Origin of the sequence: Myxococcus xanthus (assembly GCF_013116825.1) — a bacterium.
GTDB classification, from domain to species: Bacteria; Myxococcota; Myxococcia; order Myxococcales; family Myxococcaceae; genus Myxococcus; species Myxococcus xanthus_B.
The window spans coordinates 1-15,371 of sequence record NZ_JABFNS010000104.1; the positions used below are offsets into that span (position 1 = coordinate 1).

The following is a 15,371-nucleotide window of genomic DNA, read 5'->3' on the forward strand; positions in this document are numbered from 1 at the left end:
GCTTTGCGGCGGGCTCGGGACGAAGTCACAGTGGAATCGCTCCTGGAAGGGGCCGGCACTCAGGGGGCGTGGACCCTACCTGATGCGGACACGAGGATGTGCGGTCCCTGCACACGCACCTCATAGGTGCGGACCTGCACCCCCGGATGCCGAGGGCACTGCCCCGTCCGGACGTCGAACGGCCAGGTGTGCAACGGACAATGCACCACGTATCCCACCAGGTCCCCCTCGGACAGGGGCCCGGCCCGGTGGGGGCATGCATCCGCCACCGCATGGAGCTCCCCATTCACGCGGAAGAGGGCCACCGCGACACCGTCCACCTGCACCACCGCGCGGCCCCGCGCGTCGAGTGCATCCAGCGTCGCCACTGGAATGAATCCTCCGTCCAGCTGTCCGTTCATCCTGATGTTCCCCAACGCCCGGCCGGGGCCGATACATCCCCCCCCGGACGAGACAGAGCGTGATACCGTCCCTTGACACCCGCCGTGCCGCGTCATTAGAGCACCCGGTCAACCGCCCCTTCCGATGAATCAGCGAGCCCACACCTTCGCCCGCTGCACCGCGACGCTGCTCGTCGCGCTGTGGCTGTGTCAGCCGCTGGACGCGCTGATGCACGCGAGGGATGAGCACGCGCACCGGTTCTGTCCGCAGCATCAGACGTTCGAGGAGACGGCGCTCGGCACGGGCGCGCGGCTGTCCCGGCTCGCCTTCGAGCAGAGTCCGCAGCTGTCCGCCCTGCCCGAAGCCGTCACGGACTCGGCCGCCCTCCCCCACGAGGAGTGTCCGCTGGTGACGTCCGGCTCCCGCCCGGAGCTCCTGACGCCCTACCGGACGACGCTGGTGCTGACGCTGCTCGCCGTGAGCCGTCCGGCCACCGCGCCGCCTCGCGTCCAGGCCCCCCTCTCCATCCTCGATACCGCCCCCAAGGCCTCGCCTCCCGCGCACGCGTGACGTGCGTCGTCCGAGGTCATTCAGGTCATTGGTGGGCGTGACCGCTTCGCGGGCGCCCTGTTCGAGGAGCGTTCCAGGTGGCAACCCGTTCGCGCCGTGCTCACGGCGCTCTCATCGTCGTTTCACTCACGCCCTTGCTGTTCGCCAGCGGCGCCAGCGCCCAGGACGCCTCCGCGCCGGAGCCGCGGGAAGACGCGGCGCCCGCGCTCACGCCCGAGGAGTTGGAGGAGATCGAGAAGGCGCTCGGCAGCGATGCCGCGTCCGCGCAGCAGAACGCGCCCACCGGGACCGCGGCGCCGCCGGCCTCCATGCCTGGCAGTGGCTCCGCGCTCTCCATCCCCGGGGTGAACAATCCCAACACGGGCGCGAACTTCCTGGACCTGAGCTTCATCCTGGACGTGGCCGCCGCGGCCTTCACGGACAAGGAGCCCCTGCAGAGCGGCGCGCACGACCCCACGCGCAACGGCTTCAACCTGCAGCAGTTGGAGCTGTCCATCGGCTCGGTGGTGGACCCCTACTTCCGGTTCGACGCCAACATCGTCTTCAGCCAGTTCGGCGTGGAAATCGAAGAGGCCTACGGCACCACGCTGGCGCTGCCCTACAACCTCCAGGTGCGCGCCGGTCAGTTCCTCACGCGCTTCGGCCGCATCAACCCCACGCACCCGCATTCGTGGGACTTCGTGGACCAGCCCTTCGCCGTGGGCCGCATCTTCGGAGGCGAAAGCAACCGAGGACTGGGCGCCGAGGTGTCCTGGCTGGCGCCCCTGCCCTGGTACGTAGAGGTGATTGGCAGCACCACCGACGCCACCGGCGGGGCCACCGCGCGCAGTTTCCTGGGCGCCACCAGCGAACGGGTGCAGTCTCCGTTCGACTTGCAGCTCACCGGCGCGGTGAAGCAGTTCTTCCCGCTGTCGGATGACCTGTCCCTCATGTGGGGCCTGTCCACCGCCACCGGCCCCAATCCCACCGGCTACCGCAACCGCACCGACCTGTTCGGCACGGACCTGTACCTGCGCTACCGGCCCATCACCCAGGCCCACAACACCACGCTCATCACGTTCCAGGCGGAGGCCTTCTACCGCCGCCGCCAGGTGCCCGGGGACGTGCTGACGGACTTCAACACCTACGCGCAGGCCGCGTGGCGCTTCTCGCCGCGGTGGGCCACCGCGCTGCGCTACGAGCTGGGAACGGCGGCGCGAGGCGAAGACGGAGCGCGCGTCATCGACCCGTTGGACCCGGACTGGACGGAGTCACGCAACCGCGTGTCCGCCAACGTCACCTTCTGGCCCACCGAGTTCTCCCGGCTGCGCCTCCAGGGCGCCAGGGACCATGCCGGGTGGCGGGATGAGCCCGGCTACTCCCTGATGCTCGCGCTCGAGTTGGTGACCGGCGCCCACGGCGCCCACGCGTTCTAAACCCTTTCGAAGGAGCCATGACCATGCGTCTCTCCCGTCTGTTCGCGGCCGTGTGCGCCGCCTTCACCCTCTTCGTCGCGTCCCCCGCTCGCGCGGACCTCAACGTCGTCACCACCCTGCCGGACCTGGCCGCGTTGACGAAGGCCGTGGGCGGCGACCACGTCAAGGTGCAGGCCCTGGCGCTGTCCAGCCAGGACCCGCACTTCGTGGATGCCAAGCCGAACCTCGCCCTGGCGCTCAACCGCGCGGACCTGCTCATCGCGGTGGGCCTGGACCTGGAGATCGGCTGGCTGCCCACGCTCCAGGTGGGTGCGCGCAACCCGAAGATCCTCGTGGGCAACCCGGGCTACCTGGTGGCCTCGCAGTTCGCGAAGCTGTTGGAGGTCCCCACGGCGCAGGTGGACCGGGGCCAGGGCGACGTCCACCCGGGCGGCAACCCGCACTTCCTCTATGACCCCCGCCAGGCGCTGTCCGTCGCGCGCGCCATCACCGACCGGCTGGCGCAGTTGGATCCGAAGAACGCGCAGGCCTACCGCGACAACCTCGCCACCTTCACCACCGAGTTGGAGAAGTCGCGCGCGGACTGGGAGAAGCGGCTGGCGCCGCTGCGTGGCCAGCCCGTCATCGCCTACCACCGGACCATGGCGTACCTGGCGGACTGGCTGGGCTTCGACACCATCGCCTACCTGGAGCCCAAGCCCGGCATCCCGCCCAACCCGTCGCACGTCGCGAGCGTCCTGGCCCAGGGCCGTCAGCGAAAGGCGCGCATGGTGCTGATGGAGAGCTACTACCCGGACACCACCGCGCGGCTGGTGGCCTCGAAGATTCCCGCGCCGCTCGTCACCCTGCACGGCGGCACGGACTTCAAGGCGAAGGAGACGTACCTCCAGCACATCAACGAAATGGTCGAGCGCCTGGAGAAGGGGCTCGCCGGAAAGGGGACCTGAGCCATGCGGACCCGTCTCCTCCTTCCCCTGCTCTTCCTGTCCGGCTGCGCGCTGGAGCCCGGAGAGAGCTTCGCGGTGCTGGAGCCCGCCGTCCGCGCGGACTACACGCCGGTGGCCGGGCGCGACGTGGGCAACGGCTTCCAGCGGCTCGCCTCCGACTTCGAGCTTCGCCTGGACGGCGCCGCGCTGGGCGTGGACCACATCGACCTGGTCGGCGGCGGCGCCCGCGGCCCCACCACCTTCGACCCGGCCAACCCGCCGCCGGGCTACACCAACTGCCACAACGGCCACTGCCACCACGACGATGGCGCGCTGGTGGACTACGAGGACATCCAGGCGGAGCTGGATGGCGGTGGTGGCGGCGCGGAGGCCACCGTGGCCAGCCTGCACGTGGACGCGGACCTGGACCTGCTGGCGGACCAGACGCTGTCGCCCGGCTGTGAGCCGTCCTGCGAGCTGGGCCGCACCCACGTCACCCGCTACCAGTGGGACGTGTCGTCGGTAAACCTGGAGGGCGCGGTACGCGACAGCCGCGCCACGCCGCGCTTCAACGATGAGCGCCGCTTCCGGCTCACGCTGGCGGCGGCGGAGGAGGCCACGCCGCTGATGGTGCTGCGCGGCACGGTGGACATCCCCGCGGACCGCGAGAACAAGCCGCGCGTGAAGCTCGCCCTGCGCCTGGCGCTGGCGCCCACGCTGTTCGACTCGCTGGACTGGGCAGCCACCACGCCGGGCCCTGACGGCGTGGTGGACCTGAACGCACCCGAGAACGCCGCCATCCGGACCGCGATGGTGGAAGCACTGGCCACCTTGGAGCCACAGGCGGAGGTCCGGCGTGAAGACCGTTGAGCCCACGGACGGCGCGCACGCGGTGCCCGCCACCTTCGCGCCGGGTGACGCGCTGCTCACCTGCGAGAAGCTCATCATCGGTTACGACGGCAAGGCCATCCTGCCGCCCATCGACCTGACCATTCGCCGCGGTCAGTTCGTGGCGGTGGTGGGCCGCAACGGCTCCGGCAAGAGCACCTGGTTCCGGACGCTGCTGGGCATGCAGCCGCCGGTGTCGGGCACCATCTCCCGCGCCTCCGCGCAGGTGCGCAGTGCCTATGTGCCGCAGACGTCCGCCATCGACTCGCTGCTGCCATTGCGCGCGGGCGAGCTGACGGCGTGGGGACGCCTGCGCGGCTGGAGCTTCCTGTGGCCCTTCGCCCGGAAGGCGGACCGGCAGGCCGTGCAGAGCGCGCTGGAGACGGCCGGCGCGAAGGCCTTCGCCTCGCGCCCCTACCGCGAGCTGTCCGAGGGCCAGAAGCAGCGCACGCTGCTGGCGCGGCTGGTGGCCACGGAGGCGGACCTGGTGCTCCTGGACGAGCCCACCGCCGCCATGGACGCCGTCGCCGAGCACGAGACGATGCAGCGGCTGTGCACGCTGTCGCGTGAGCGGGGCCTGGGCGTGGTGGTGGTGTGCCACGACCTGGAGGTCGCCGCCGAGCACGCGGACGTGCTCGTCTTCGTGGACCGCGAGACGTCCGCCTTCGTCGTGGGCGATGCCCGCACCGTCTTCTGTCACCCCGCCTTCCGCCGCCAGTACGGCGACGAGTACTGCCAACGCGCGCCCCTGGGACCTCACCGTGGAAACGACGCTCGCTGAACCATCCAAGTGGGAGCAGTTCCACCTGGCGTTCGATTTGTTCAGGGACCCGCTGCTGTGCGCGCTCATCGCGGGCGGCGTGCTGGGCTTCCTGAGCGTGTACGTGGTGCTGCGGCGCATGGTGTTCGTCAGCGCCGCGGTGGCCCAGTCCGCGGGCCTGGGCGTGGCGCTGGCCTTCTACGCGGCCATCCACCTGGGCACGCACGTGGAGCCCGTGCTGGGCGCAACCACCCTGGCGCTGTTGGCCACCATGTTGCTGATGACGGAGCCGGCGAAGCTGCGCCTCACGCGAGAGAGCCTGCTGGGCCTGGCCTATGCGCTGGCGGGCGGCGCCGCGGTGCTCGTGGGAGACCGCATCGCGCAGGAGGCGCACGACATCCAGAGCATCCTCTTCGGCACGGCGGTGCTGGTGACGCCCGAGCAGCTCTACACGGTGGCCATCGCTGGCGGGGCCATCATGTTCATCCAGCTGTGGTGGTACCGGGGCATCACCTTCGCCAGCTTCGACCGGACGGGAGCGCTGGTGCAGGGGCTGCCGGTGCGCCTGCTGGACGGCGTGCTGATGGTCAGCATCGGCGTCATGGTGGGCGTGTGCGCCCGGGCGCTGGGCGCGCTGCCGGTGTTCGCCTTCTCCACGCTGTCCGCCATCGCCGCGCTGATGTTGGAGCTGCGGCTGCCGTGGACCTTCTTCGTCGCCACGCTCTTCGGCGCCATCGCGGGCGTGGGCGGCTATCTCTTCGCGTTCTTCTACGACTTCCCCGTGGGCGGCTCGCAGACGGTGTTCGCCGCGGCCATGGTGGCCGTGGCGACCGTCCTCCGGATGCTCGTCCACGCGGTACAGAAGGCGCGCTGAGGGTCAGCGGACCGCCGCGGAGACCTGCTTGAACTCGGGCGTGCCGGCGCGCCCGAGCAGGTCGAACAGCGCGGCCTCCACCGTGACGACGTGCGCGCCCACGTCACGGCACAGCTGGAGACCCACCTGCCGGTCCTCCTGCGCGCGAGACAGCACGGCGTCCGTGAGCAGGAACGGGGACAGGCCGCGTTCGGCCAGGTCGCGCACCGTCTGGAAGACACAGATGTGCGTCTCCATGCCCGCCACGAGCACCTGCGTGCGCCCGCCGAGCGCGGCCAGCACGTCTGGCACAGCGGCGCTGAACTCCAGCTTCTCCACCGCCTTGACGTCCTTCAGCGCCCGCATCCGCAGCAGCGAATATGTGGGCCCCAGGCCCTGGGGATACTGCTCGGTGAGGAGGATGGGGAGCCCCAGCGCGCGAGCGCCCTCGATGGCGGCGGTGGTGCGGCTGAGCATCCGGTCCAGCGCGTCCCGGTCCATGGCGGCGCACAGTCGCTCCTGGATGTCCACGACGAGCAACGCGGCCTGCTCCTGCTTGAGGCGGAAGGTGGGCATGCCCCCTCCTCGCGCGAACGGTGAGGGCCCGTCAAGCGGCGGGAGACGCCAGCGCGGCGGGTGAACGCCCGCACGGCGAGGACTTCCAGCGGGTGACAGTCAACCCGCGACGCGCGGGCAATGAGCCCCGTGGACGGGGCGCACGCTTGATGGGGCGCATGACGGATTGCGAACAGGCGGCGGCCCCCGTGACATTCGGGCACCGCTCAGCAGGACACCGTCCCATGCGCGGCGAGCGCCGGGGCCCCGGTCTCCCGCAGGGCGACGAGCTCCGGCGGGCGCACGAGCCGCAGCAGACGCCCCCGCCCGGCGATGAAGGCCCGCGCGCGGCGAAGCTCCGGCTGATGCGGGTCCGCGTCACGCCAGCAGTCGAGGAACGCGGTGAAGTCCTCCACCGCGCCGCTCCAAGCGCCGAGCGCCACCTGGGACTCCGCGGACAGCAGTCGCAAGTGCCCACACCCAGGCCGCTCCGCCACCAGCGTCTTCGCCAGCCCCAGCGCCTTGTCCTCGCGTGCAGTGCGCAGACGCAGCCGGACCAGTGCCTCGCGCGCGGGCCGGGAGAAGGCCGCGGGCCCTGCCGCCCGAAGCCGCCGCTCCAGCCGCCACGCACGCGTCAGCGTGGCCTCGGCGCGGCCCACTTCGCCCCGGCGAGCCTCCAGCGCGCCACGCAGCTCATGAGCGGCCACCTCCACCACCCGCGCCACATCTCGTGGACACAGGGCCAGGTCCTCCGAGCGGCGAGCCTCCGCCAGGAGCGCATGTTGCGCATCCAGTGAATTGCATACCCGCTCCACCTCGCCCAGCCGCGCGGCCTCGAGCAGGCTGAGTCCTCTCGTGTACTGGCGAATCCCGTCCCGCAGCGCCCGCTCCGCCGGGCTGGCCGTATCAGACAGCTCCATGGGCACGTCCGCCGCCGCACGCCAGAAGCCGAAGCGCAGGTGCGCGGACACCATCGTGGCGGCGGCGAACAGCAGCGCCTGGTCGTCGCCTCCAGCACCTTCCACCCGCTGCCGCAGGCGACGGGCCCACGCCTGGGACTCGCCGTACTGGCCCGCTTCGGCGCAGCCCTGGCTGAGCAGCCGCATGGCCGCCTCGGCGCTCGGCGCGTCGGCGGTGCGCAGTCCTTGCTCGGCCAGGTACGCATCATCCGCGGCCACCGTGGCCTCCAGCACGCGCCGGGCCTCCGCCACCAGCCCGACGCGCTGAAGCAGGCGCCCCGCGGAGAGCAGCGCGGGGCTGGCACGAGGCGCCAGCGTCACCAGGCGGTGAGCACTGTCACGGGCAGCCTCGGGCCGGCCGCTGTTCAGCATGGCCTGCACCCATGCATGGTGGACGCCCGCGTGGTCCGGGTGTGTGCGCAGCAGCTCGCGCAGCAGGGCCTGCGCATACGGCTGCCCCTGCCCGGGCCGGCCATCCGGCTCATAGCCGTCCAGGAGGAAGCCCGCGAGCAGCAGCCGCGCGTCGCCGTCCTCGGGATAGCGGTCGATGAGGCACTCCATGTCACGCACGAAGGCGTGGCGCCCATGGGCCGGCCCCTTCTCCGCCAGCAGACTGCCCGCGACGATGTAGCGCTGCTCGCGGTCCGTGGTGCCCTCGCTCAGGGCCAGCGCGCGGCCCATGGCCTCCGCGCGGGCGGCAGCGAAGCGGGCACCGGAGCCTCGTGTGAGGGCGAGCCCCCACCAGGCCATGGCCAGCGACGAATCCTCGCGCGTGGCCTGCGCGAAGGCGCGACGGGCCTCACCGCCCCACCCCAGGTGCAACAGCCGCAGCCCCTGGTCGAACCATGCCTGGGCCAGGGGCATGGCGGTGGTGACGCCCAGGTGTGCGTTACCCAGTCCCTCTCGGAGGAGCGGCGTGGGGAGCGCGTCATCCGCGACATCCTCCCATGGCGCGCGGGCATGGACGGAAGGTTCATCGGCTCGGAGCAGTCGCGCCAACATGATGGACTCCTCAGGCCCCGGCGACCGGGGCGGTGCAGACATTGAATCCAGAATCCAGGGAACGAACGCGGGAGGCGAAGCGCCGCCACGCAGAGGCCAGCCCGTCCGCCGCGACGGGAGCCGCTTTGCGGCGTGCCCCGAAGCACTCACGGCGCCAGGACGGCCCCATCTCGGAGGAAATCCATTCCTCGTGCTCGGCCAGCCACCCCGCCAGCGAGGCGAGCCCCGCGCGCAGCGCCCGCCGCTCGTGTCCCGTGGTTGGCAAGCGCGCCGGGCCCAGCGCCTCCGCGCGAAACGGAAGACGGCCCGGCACCTCCTCCAGCAGGACGGGCGCGAAGCCCGCCCGGGGGACGAAGATGGCTTCGCCGCGCTCACACAGCGCGCCGAAGCCCCACAGCGTCAGGCGCCCACCATCCGGAAGGCCCACCGTGTAGGGGCTCTGTCCCTCCGCGCCTTCGGGGCGCGCGTGGCGCACGAGTCCTCGTCGAACGAGGAGGTTCCCCGCCGGGCAGAGGACATCCCGCCCGAGGCACCACATGGAGACGTCGAACAGCCGGTCTCCCTCGCGTCGAAGCTCGCAGGGAATCACGGTGGACATGGCATGGCCGGACATGGGCGCGCGCTCCGCTCAGCTCGCGGACTTCTTCGCCGTGGCGCCGCGGCGCACGGGGCTGGCGCCGAAGAGCGCGGGCGCGTCCACCGAGCTTGCGCCCTGCTTGCCCAGCACCGCGTTGACGGCGCGCACCAGCTTCCCGCGCACGCTGGCCGTCAGCGGCAGGTCTCCCAGCGCGGCCTGGAGCTGCTGGGCGCTGATGCCCCGGCCGCTCTTCGGCTTGCCGATGGACAGCGACTCGTAGCTCTTGCCCTGCGCGTCCTTGTCACGGCGACGGGCGCTCCGCTTCTTCAGGAGGGTGCGGCCCTCGGAGCCGTAGGACTCGAGCTGTCGCGACAGGCGGAGGAGCTTCTCGGAGGGGATGTTCTTGTCCGTCAGGAACTGCTGGAAGGAACCCATGGTCTTCTCTCTTCGGGGGAACGAGGGGCCGGCACTGGAGCACCGGCCCCCGGGTGAACGGGCCAGGGGCCCGGGAACAGCGTCAGTGCTCGTGGCCGTGGTCGCCGTGCGACTCCTCGACGAGGACGCCGACAGTCGTCACGGACGTGGGGCCGAAGGTCAGGAAGTGCGTGCCCACCGTGAGCGGCACGACGTGGCGGCCCTTGATGTCGGTGCAGCCCGTGGAGCTGCTGGTGCTCTCTTCGATTTCCACCGCCCCGCCGCTGGCGGTGGTGACGGAAAGGGGCACGTCCGCGTTGGTGTAGATGACGTAGTCAGCGGCCTCGCTCGCGGCGAAGGCCACGATGCCCCGATTCCCTTCCGAGCCGGTCATCAGGGTGATGTCGTAGCGGCGGTGGTCAGCGCGAATCTCGGGGGGCGGGTTGTTGGTCGCCAGGTTGGCGATGACGGAGGTAGCGGGCCCATCCTGGAGGTGCATGCACGCCTCGGCGTCGACGCCCTCTTCTTCGGGATGGTCGTCGCCGCAGCCGGCGGAGACGAGCGCGGTGGACAGCAGGAACGCGGCAAGGAGCTTCTTGGTCATGGTGCGACTCCACGGGATTGGACTGCGGGTGTGCCACGCCCGCGCGCCAGCAACGGACACCCTCAGGACATGGAGGGGCCGCCACGGATGCGTGGGAATGGAAGGGGCGTGCGCGGAGCACGAAACACGGGCGCCGTGAGACAACTCAGCCGCCGTGGGCGCAAAGCCGCAATGACTCACAGCCCGCGCGGAGCGGACGGAGTCTGTCTGGCTTTAGCGAACGGGCAACCTCACACGGCGCGACAGGCCGCCTGAGCGAGCAAACTCCCGGGCCTCACGCGCGGGGCGGAGACGCCTTGGGAGCCAGGTGCAGACGGGCGACGGGCTCCGCGTGGAAGCGGAACACCGCCAGCGCGGGCTCGGAGCGAGCGGGCGCGACCAGGAGGGACGGCGTGTCCTGCTGCGGAGGCGGAGCCTCCCGCCGGACGAAGGCGTGGACACAGTGGGCGTCGGAGCCGTGGGAGTCCGCCTCCGTGCTCCTGGTGGCGAGCCGCACATCGTCGAAGGACGCCTCGACGTGACCGGCGCCGTGGGAGTCACCGGCCTCCACGTGCATCACCTCACCATGCTCCAGGCACGTGGCGTGCTGAACCAGGGCGAAGTGCATCACGCTCCCCATGTACGCCAGCACGCACATGAGCGCGAACGGCAGCGCCAGACGGCGCGACCAGACGGAACTCACGGGCTGGTGAAAGGTGGAGCGACTCACGTCAGGGCATTCCCGGTCGAACGGCGTCTACGGTTGTAAGCCAGACAGACCGTTCGCGCAAGTCAGACTGTCTCACGCAACACTCGCCAGGAAACAGCGCCTCCCGCGAACGGACAACAGCAACTTGGGAACAAGAGCAACTGAAGCACTTTTCCAGCGCCGCTGCCCGGGTGTGCCCCGGAGCGGCCGGTCCCAGGCCCGGCGGGCGGCCAAAGGCCACCGGGGAAGTGTCCTGCTTCGACGGAAGGCATCGGGCCCGTGGACCGGTGGCACCGTCCAGGCGTAGGGTGCGCGCCGCCCGGAAGACGCCCGGGCGTACCATCGAGGTCACGACTTCGTGCAAGAGTTCATCGACGCGCTCCGGAGCCAGGCACGCCACATCGCGCCCGACCTGGCGCGAATCGCCTATCAGCGGGGCCTCGCCGTCACGCGACCGGACGGGACCACCCACCCCATCCCCATCACCGCCACGCCCGTGGTGCTGGACGCCGCGGAGATTCGCCGCCGCTCGGAGCTGTCCGCCCGCCTGTCCTCCGCCACGGTGAAGATGGCGCAGGCGCAACTCCAGGGCGCGGACGCGGAGTCCCTGCTGGGCGCCCTCTCCCCTCTCGAGCGTGTGCTCGCCGAGCGCACCTGGCGCCAGTCCACCCGGCTGGCCACCACGCGCGTGGACTACTTCGTCGCGGGCGGCACGCCGTGGGCGTTGGAGGTCAACGCCACCATCCCCGCCATGCAGGGGTACTCCGACATCGCGGCCCGCACCTTCATCGAGGTGGTGGGCCGCTACTTCCGCTATCCGGAGAAGTCCCTGCACGCCCTGCTGTCGCTCAACGGCAGCAACGCGCTGGCGTTGTACCGGGCGCTGTTGGACGGATACGCGGCCGAGCGCAACGGCCGGATGCCGGACACGGTGGCCCTGCTGTGCCGCCGCAACGACGCCCAAATCACGGAGCTGCGCTGGCTGTGCGACCGCTTCCGCGAGTTCGGCGCGGACGCGGACCTGGTCCATCCGGACGAGGTGTCCGGTGACGACGCCTTCGTGGCCCACGGCAAGAAATACGACCTGGTGTACCGGCACCTCTTCGTCCGGCGCCTGGAGGAGTCCCCCTCCCCCTGGGTCGAGGACTTCCTGGGCACCGTGCCCGGCAAGAAGGCGGTGTTCCTCAATCCCCCCGCCTCACAGGTGGAGGTGAAGCTGACCTTCGCCCGCCTGTCGCAGGCCCTGGCCGAGCCCGCCCTGGCCGAAGCCGCGCGACTCACCGACGAGGAGTTGGAGGCGGTGCGCGCGTCCGTGCCGTGGACGCGAACGTTCCAGCCCGGCCCGACGCAGGGCCCCGACGGCGAACGCGTGGAGGACCTGGTGGCCCTGGTCGCCGCGACGCCGGCGCGCTTCGTGCTGAAGCGGGCCTGGGACTATGGCGGCCGAGCCGTCTTCCTGGGCCGCTCCGCGGGCACCGTCCCCTACACGGAGCGGGTACAGGCGGCCTATGGCGCGCCGATGACGTGGGCGGAGCTGTGCGCGCGCACGGCGGCGGACACGGCGGGCGGAGGCTTCGTGGTGCAGGAGGTGGTGGACTCGCCGCCCGAGGAGCACCTGCTCTGCGAGCCCAACGGCACCGTGCTGCCCACGTCCTTCTTCGTGGACTACTCCGCCTATGCCTCCGTGGGCCTGGCGCGGCAGCCCGCGTGGGGCGGTGTGTGCCGCGGGTCCATGTCGGAAATCGTCAACATCGTCGGCGGGGGCGGCGTGTTGCCGCTCATCACCTCGGAAGTCGCCTCCAAGCTCCTGATGGCGTGGAAGGCCTTCTAGGCCGTTGACCCGATTTCAGGGGCCGCGTCCTCCCTCCTGACACCACAGGAGGAAGGGATGACCTCAGCAGTGCAGCGGTGTCTCGGCGCGTCGCTCGCCGTCGTGTCCATGTTGTGCGCCAGCGTGGCCCTGGCGCATGGCTCCATGGAAGTACCCCTCAGCCGCGTCTACAGCTGCTTCAAGGAAGGGCCGGAGACGCCGAAGTCCGACGCGTGCAAGGCGCTCATCCAGGCCGGTGGCACGCAGGCGCTCTACGACTGGAATGGCGTGCGGCAGGGCAACGCCAACGACAGGCACCGCGACATCATTCCAGACGGAAAGCTCTGCAGCGCCGCGAATGAAAGCCACCGGGGCCTGGACCTCGCGCGCACGGACTGGCCCTCCACGCTCATCACTCCGGACGCCCAGGGCCGCTTCGAGTTCGTCTTCCACGCGACCGCCGTGCACGCCACCGGCTACTTCCGCCTCTACGTCACGCGCGAGGGCTACAACCCGGCGCTCCCGCTCAAGTGGTCGGACCTGGAAGCGAATCCCTTCTGCTCCATCACCCACGTCTCCGCCCAGAACAACCGCTACCGGCTCAACTGCCCCTTCCCTCAAGGGAAGACGGGCGCGCATGTCATCTACGGCATCTGGCAGCGCTCGGACAGCCCGGAGGCCTTCTACGCCTGCACCGACGTGAAGTTCAGCAACACCCCGCCGCCGCCCTCGTCCTGGAAGGAGCTGGGCCAGGTGCAGGCGCGTGAAGACCTTCCCGCGGGGAGCTCGGTGACGCTGCGCGTGTTCGACGCGCAAGGCGCTGACGCCGAATCCCATGTGCATCCCCTGGCCACGGCCACGCCGGCGGCCCAGTGGATTCATGCGCTGGCGCAGCGAGTGAACGGCGCGTCCAGCCACGTACAGGTCGGCGTGCTCGACGCAGCGGGCCGCGTGAATCCCGTGCAGGACGCGCTGGGCAACCGCGTCTATGCGCGTGAGACGGGCTACACCTTCCAGGTCGACATCATGAAGCCGCCGCCCGGTGGCGGTGGCGAGCCCGTCTATCCGTCTGGGATTGAGGGCTATGCCGCGGGCACCGTGGTGCGGGGCACCGACGGACTGCGTTATCGCTGCAAGCCCTTCCCCTACTCCGGCTGGTGCAAGGGCTCCGCGCTGCATTACGCGCCGGGCACGGGCTTGAACTGGCAGGACGCGTGGGAGCGCATTCCCTGAAGCCCACCGGGTGACGCGACACATCCAGTTTCGGGGTGAAGGCACCGGGCTGTCACAACACCTGACGCAACATGTTCGCGTCAGGGCCGACAATCCCGGTGCCTCCGACATTCATGTCGTTCCCGCGAAAGGTGTGTGTATGTCTCCCCGAATCGACCGGCGCGCTCCCTCGAAGCTCGGCTCGAATCTCCAGAAGGACGCGGAGCCGACCCAGGCCCGTACGCCCACGGCGACGACGTCCTCAGTCAAATACCAGACGCAGCGAAACGCGGACGCCTTCCAGGGTACTGCTCCGCGTGGACGCGCGCAGGGTGCCCTCGGAAACACCGTGGCGGCCCTCAACACGAACGCGGTGGCGACACCGGCGCTGACGCCCGAGCAGCAGGCGTCTGCGGAGCAGGCGCTGGTGGACGCCACCAACCGGCAGGACCCGTCGTATCTCACGAACTGGCTGAAGGCCCATCCCGACCCGGCGCAGCAAGCGGCCTTCATGGATCGCCTCTTCCAATACGGGCCCGCGGCGGGACAACTGCTCGACAAGGCCCGCGAAGAGGATCTGCCGGTGCTCTCCGCTGCCCTCGACGCGGCCTACCGGTCGGGCGCCGTCACGCTCGACGAATTGACGGCGGCCGTCGGTTCCCATGGCGCGGGCTCCTGGGGCGGTGAGACGCACGAGACGCTGGCGAAGGTCATCGCCGGCACGGGCAACCCGGAGCTCATCACCGCCTACGCGCAGCGCGAACTGGAAATCATGACGGCCAGCAACCCGGCGGACCCGGCGCGCGCCGTGGCCATCGCCACGGCGCTGGCGGGCCTGCCGCCGGACAAGCTCCAGGAGTTCCTGAAGAACAACCCGGACGCCCTGGGCCACGTCCTCAAGAACATCAACGACCCCATCATCGGCGGCGGCACGGAGGCGCTTGGAAAGCTGCTGGACGCGGCCAGCGCCATCCAGCCCGCCACGCCGGAGTCCATCAAGCTGTTCATGGACAGCATCGGGCACCTGGGAGACAACCCCGAATCCCGCGCGGCGGCGGCGCGCTTCTTCACACAGCACGCGGACGCGATTCTCGCCGCGGCGAGCGACGCCTCGGGCTCCATTGGAAGCGCGGGCGCGGGCAAGCTGTCCGAGTTCTTCACCCGGACGCTCTTCACCGAGCCTTCCTTCGAGGGCCAGGAGGCGTTCCACTCGTTCATCACCTCGAAGCTGGGTGACATGCAGGCGCAGTTGGAGGCGGAGGCGCGCGCCAATCCGCCGTCGCAGGATGCGCAGCGCCTGGCACGGTCCATGGGCAGCCTCGTAGGCGCCATCGAGGGAGGCTTCCTCCTCTCCGTCGAGGAGCTGAACAAGCGCAACGAGGCCGTCGAGGGTATGGCGGGGCTGATCTTCAAGCTCAAGGACCTGCTCCCCACCTCGAGCATCCCGGGGCTGGGCCAGTTGCAGGACCTCACCATCGACCAGATTCAGAACTGGGTGACGGAGGCGCTCAAGAAGAAGCCGGATGATCCGCAGGATGCCATTCCGTTCCATCAGCTCTTCGGGGAGAGCATCTCCAACCCCGCCCTCCGGAGCGTGTACGACTCCGCCCGGCTGACGTCGCTGGAGAACCGCGAGCTCGGCCTGAACCACTGAGTCCGCGCGCAAGGCCCGGGCCAGCGCGCATGCGCCAGCCCGTGCGTCCAGGAAATTCAGCCTCGCACGCGGCGAGGCACCGTAAGGCACACGGCCCCTCAGC

16 protein-coding genes are annotated in these 15,371 nt (G+C 70.5%); 9 read left to right on the forward strand and 7 right to left on the reverse strand.

Going from position 1 to position 15,371, the window contains the following annotated elements; all coding sequences use genetic code 11:
- Positions 1-59: 59 nt before the first annotated feature.
- Entirely contained in the window at positions 60-401 is a 342-nt protein-coding gene (locus tag HNV26_RS26245; protein WP_171443841.1) for a Rieske (2Fe-2S) protein, read from the reverse strand.
- Between the two features lie 124 nt (positions 402-525).
- On the opposite strand from HNV26_RS26245, the gene HNV26_RS26250 reads away from it, so the two are divergent.
- From HNV26_RS26250 to HNV26_RS26275, 6 genes are all read left to right on the forward strand, one after another.
- Positions 526-951, forward strand: a complete 426-nt coding sequence (locus tag HNV26_RS26250) for a hypothetical protein (protein ID WP_171443840.1) — start codon at positions 526-528, stop codon at positions 949-951.
- 77 nt (positions 952-1,028) lie between these two features.
- Positions 1,029-2,366, forward strand: a complete 1,338-nt coding sequence (locus HNV26_RS26255) for a zinc-regulated TonB-dependent outer membrane receptor (RefSeq protein WP_171443839.1) — start codon at positions 1,029-1,031, stop codon at positions 2,364-2,366.
- Positions 2,367-2,383: 17 nt separating this feature from the next.
- Positions 2,384-3,313: a metal ABC transporter substrate-binding protein gene (locus HNV26_RS26260; RefSeq protein WP_171443838.1), complete on the forward strand. Its 930-nt coding sequence runs from the start codon at positions 2,384-2,386 to the stop codon at positions 3,311-3,313.
- Positions 3,314-3,316: 3 nt separating this feature from the next.
- Positions 3,317-4,162, forward strand: a complete 846-nt coding sequence (locus HNV26_RS26265) for a hypothetical protein (RefSeq protein WP_171443837.1) — start codon at positions 3,317-3,319, stop codon at positions 4,160-4,162.
- Positions 4,149-4,961 carry a metal ABC transporter ATP-binding protein gene (locus tag HNV26_RS26270; RefSeq protein WP_171443836.1) on the forward strand — a complete coding sequence of 271 codons (813 nt, stop codon included), beginning with the start codon at positions 4,149-4,151 and terminating at the stop codon, positions 4,959-4,961. Before HNV26_RS26265 ends, HNV26_RS26270 begins: the two co-directional genes overlap by 14 nt.
- Positions 4,942-5,814, forward strand: a complete 873-nt coding sequence (locus HNV26_RS26275) for a metal ABC transporter permease (protein WP_141256068.1) — start codon at positions 4,942-4,944, stop codon at positions 5,812-5,814. The genes HNV26_RS26270 and HNV26_RS26275 overlap by 20 nt, the downstream gene beginning before the upstream one ends.
- Before the next feature lie 3 nt (positions 5,815-5,817).
- Here the strand turns inward: HNV26_RS26275 and HNV26_RS26280 are convergent, their stop codons facing one another.
- The 6 genes from HNV26_RS26280 to HNV26_RS26305 all read right to left on the reverse strand — a co-directional run bounded on the left by HNV26_RS26280 (position 5,818) and on the right by HNV26_RS26305 (position 10,613).
- On the reverse strand, positions 5,818-6,369 hold the full coding sequence (locus HNV26_RS26280; protein ID WP_171443835.1) for an isochorismatase family protein: 552 nt from the start codon (positions 6,367-6,369) through the stop codon (positions 5,818-5,820).
- Positions 6,370-6,575: 206 nt separating this feature from the next.
- A complete protein-coding gene (locus HNV26_RS26285) occupies positions 6,576-8,309 on the reverse strand; it encodes a hypothetical protein (RefSeq protein WP_171443834.1) in 1,734 nt (577 codons plus the stop codon).
- Between the two features lie 10 nt (positions 8,310-8,319).
- The gene (locus tag HNV26_RS26290) at positions 8,320-8,922 is read right to left on the reverse strand and encodes a hypothetical protein (protein WP_171443833.1); all 603 of its coding nucleotides are present in this window, start codon (positions 8,920-8,922) and stop codon (positions 8,320-8,322) included.
- A 15-nt stretch (positions 8,923-8,937) separates the two neighbouring features.
- On the reverse strand, positions 8,938-9,321 hold the full coding sequence (locus tag HNV26_RS26295) for a hypothetical protein (RefSeq protein ID WP_171443832.1): 384 nt from the start codon (positions 9,319-9,321) through the stop codon (positions 8,938-8,940).
- Positions 9,322-9,403: 82 nt separating this feature from the next.
- Entirely contained in the window at positions 9,404-9,904 is a 501-nt protein-coding gene (locus HNV26_RS26300; protein WP_171443831.1) for a hypothetical protein, read from the reverse strand.
- 274 nt (positions 9,905-10,178) lie between these two features.
- Positions 10,179-10,613, reverse strand: a complete 435-nt coding sequence (locus HNV26_RS26305) for a hypothetical protein (protein WP_171443830.1) — start codon at positions 10,611-10,613, stop codon at positions 10,179-10,181.
- Positions 10,614-10,950: 337 nt separating this feature from the next.
- Here HNV26_RS26305 and HNV26_RS26310 point away from each other — a divergent pair, with 337 nt between their 5' ends.
- From HNV26_RS26310 to HNV26_RS26320, 3 genes are all read left to right on the forward strand, one after another.
- Positions 10,951-12,423, forward strand: a complete 1,473-nt coding sequence (locus HNV26_RS26310; protein ID WP_171443829.1) for a hypothetical protein — start codon at positions 10,951-10,953, stop codon at positions 12,421-12,423.
- A 57-nt stretch (positions 12,424-12,480) separates the two neighbouring features.
- A complete protein-coding gene (locus HNV26_RS26315; RefSeq protein WP_171443828.1) occupies positions 12,481-13,635 on the forward strand; it encodes a lytic polysaccharide monooxygenase in 1,155 nt (384 codons plus the stop codon).
- 139 nt (positions 13,636-13,774) lie between these two features.
- Positions 13,775-15,268, forward strand: a complete 1,494-nt coding sequence (locus tag HNV26_RS26320; RefSeq protein WP_171443827.1) for a hypothetical protein — start codon at positions 13,775-13,777, stop codon at positions 15,266-15,268.
- Positions 15,269-15,371 lie beyond the last annotated feature (103 nt).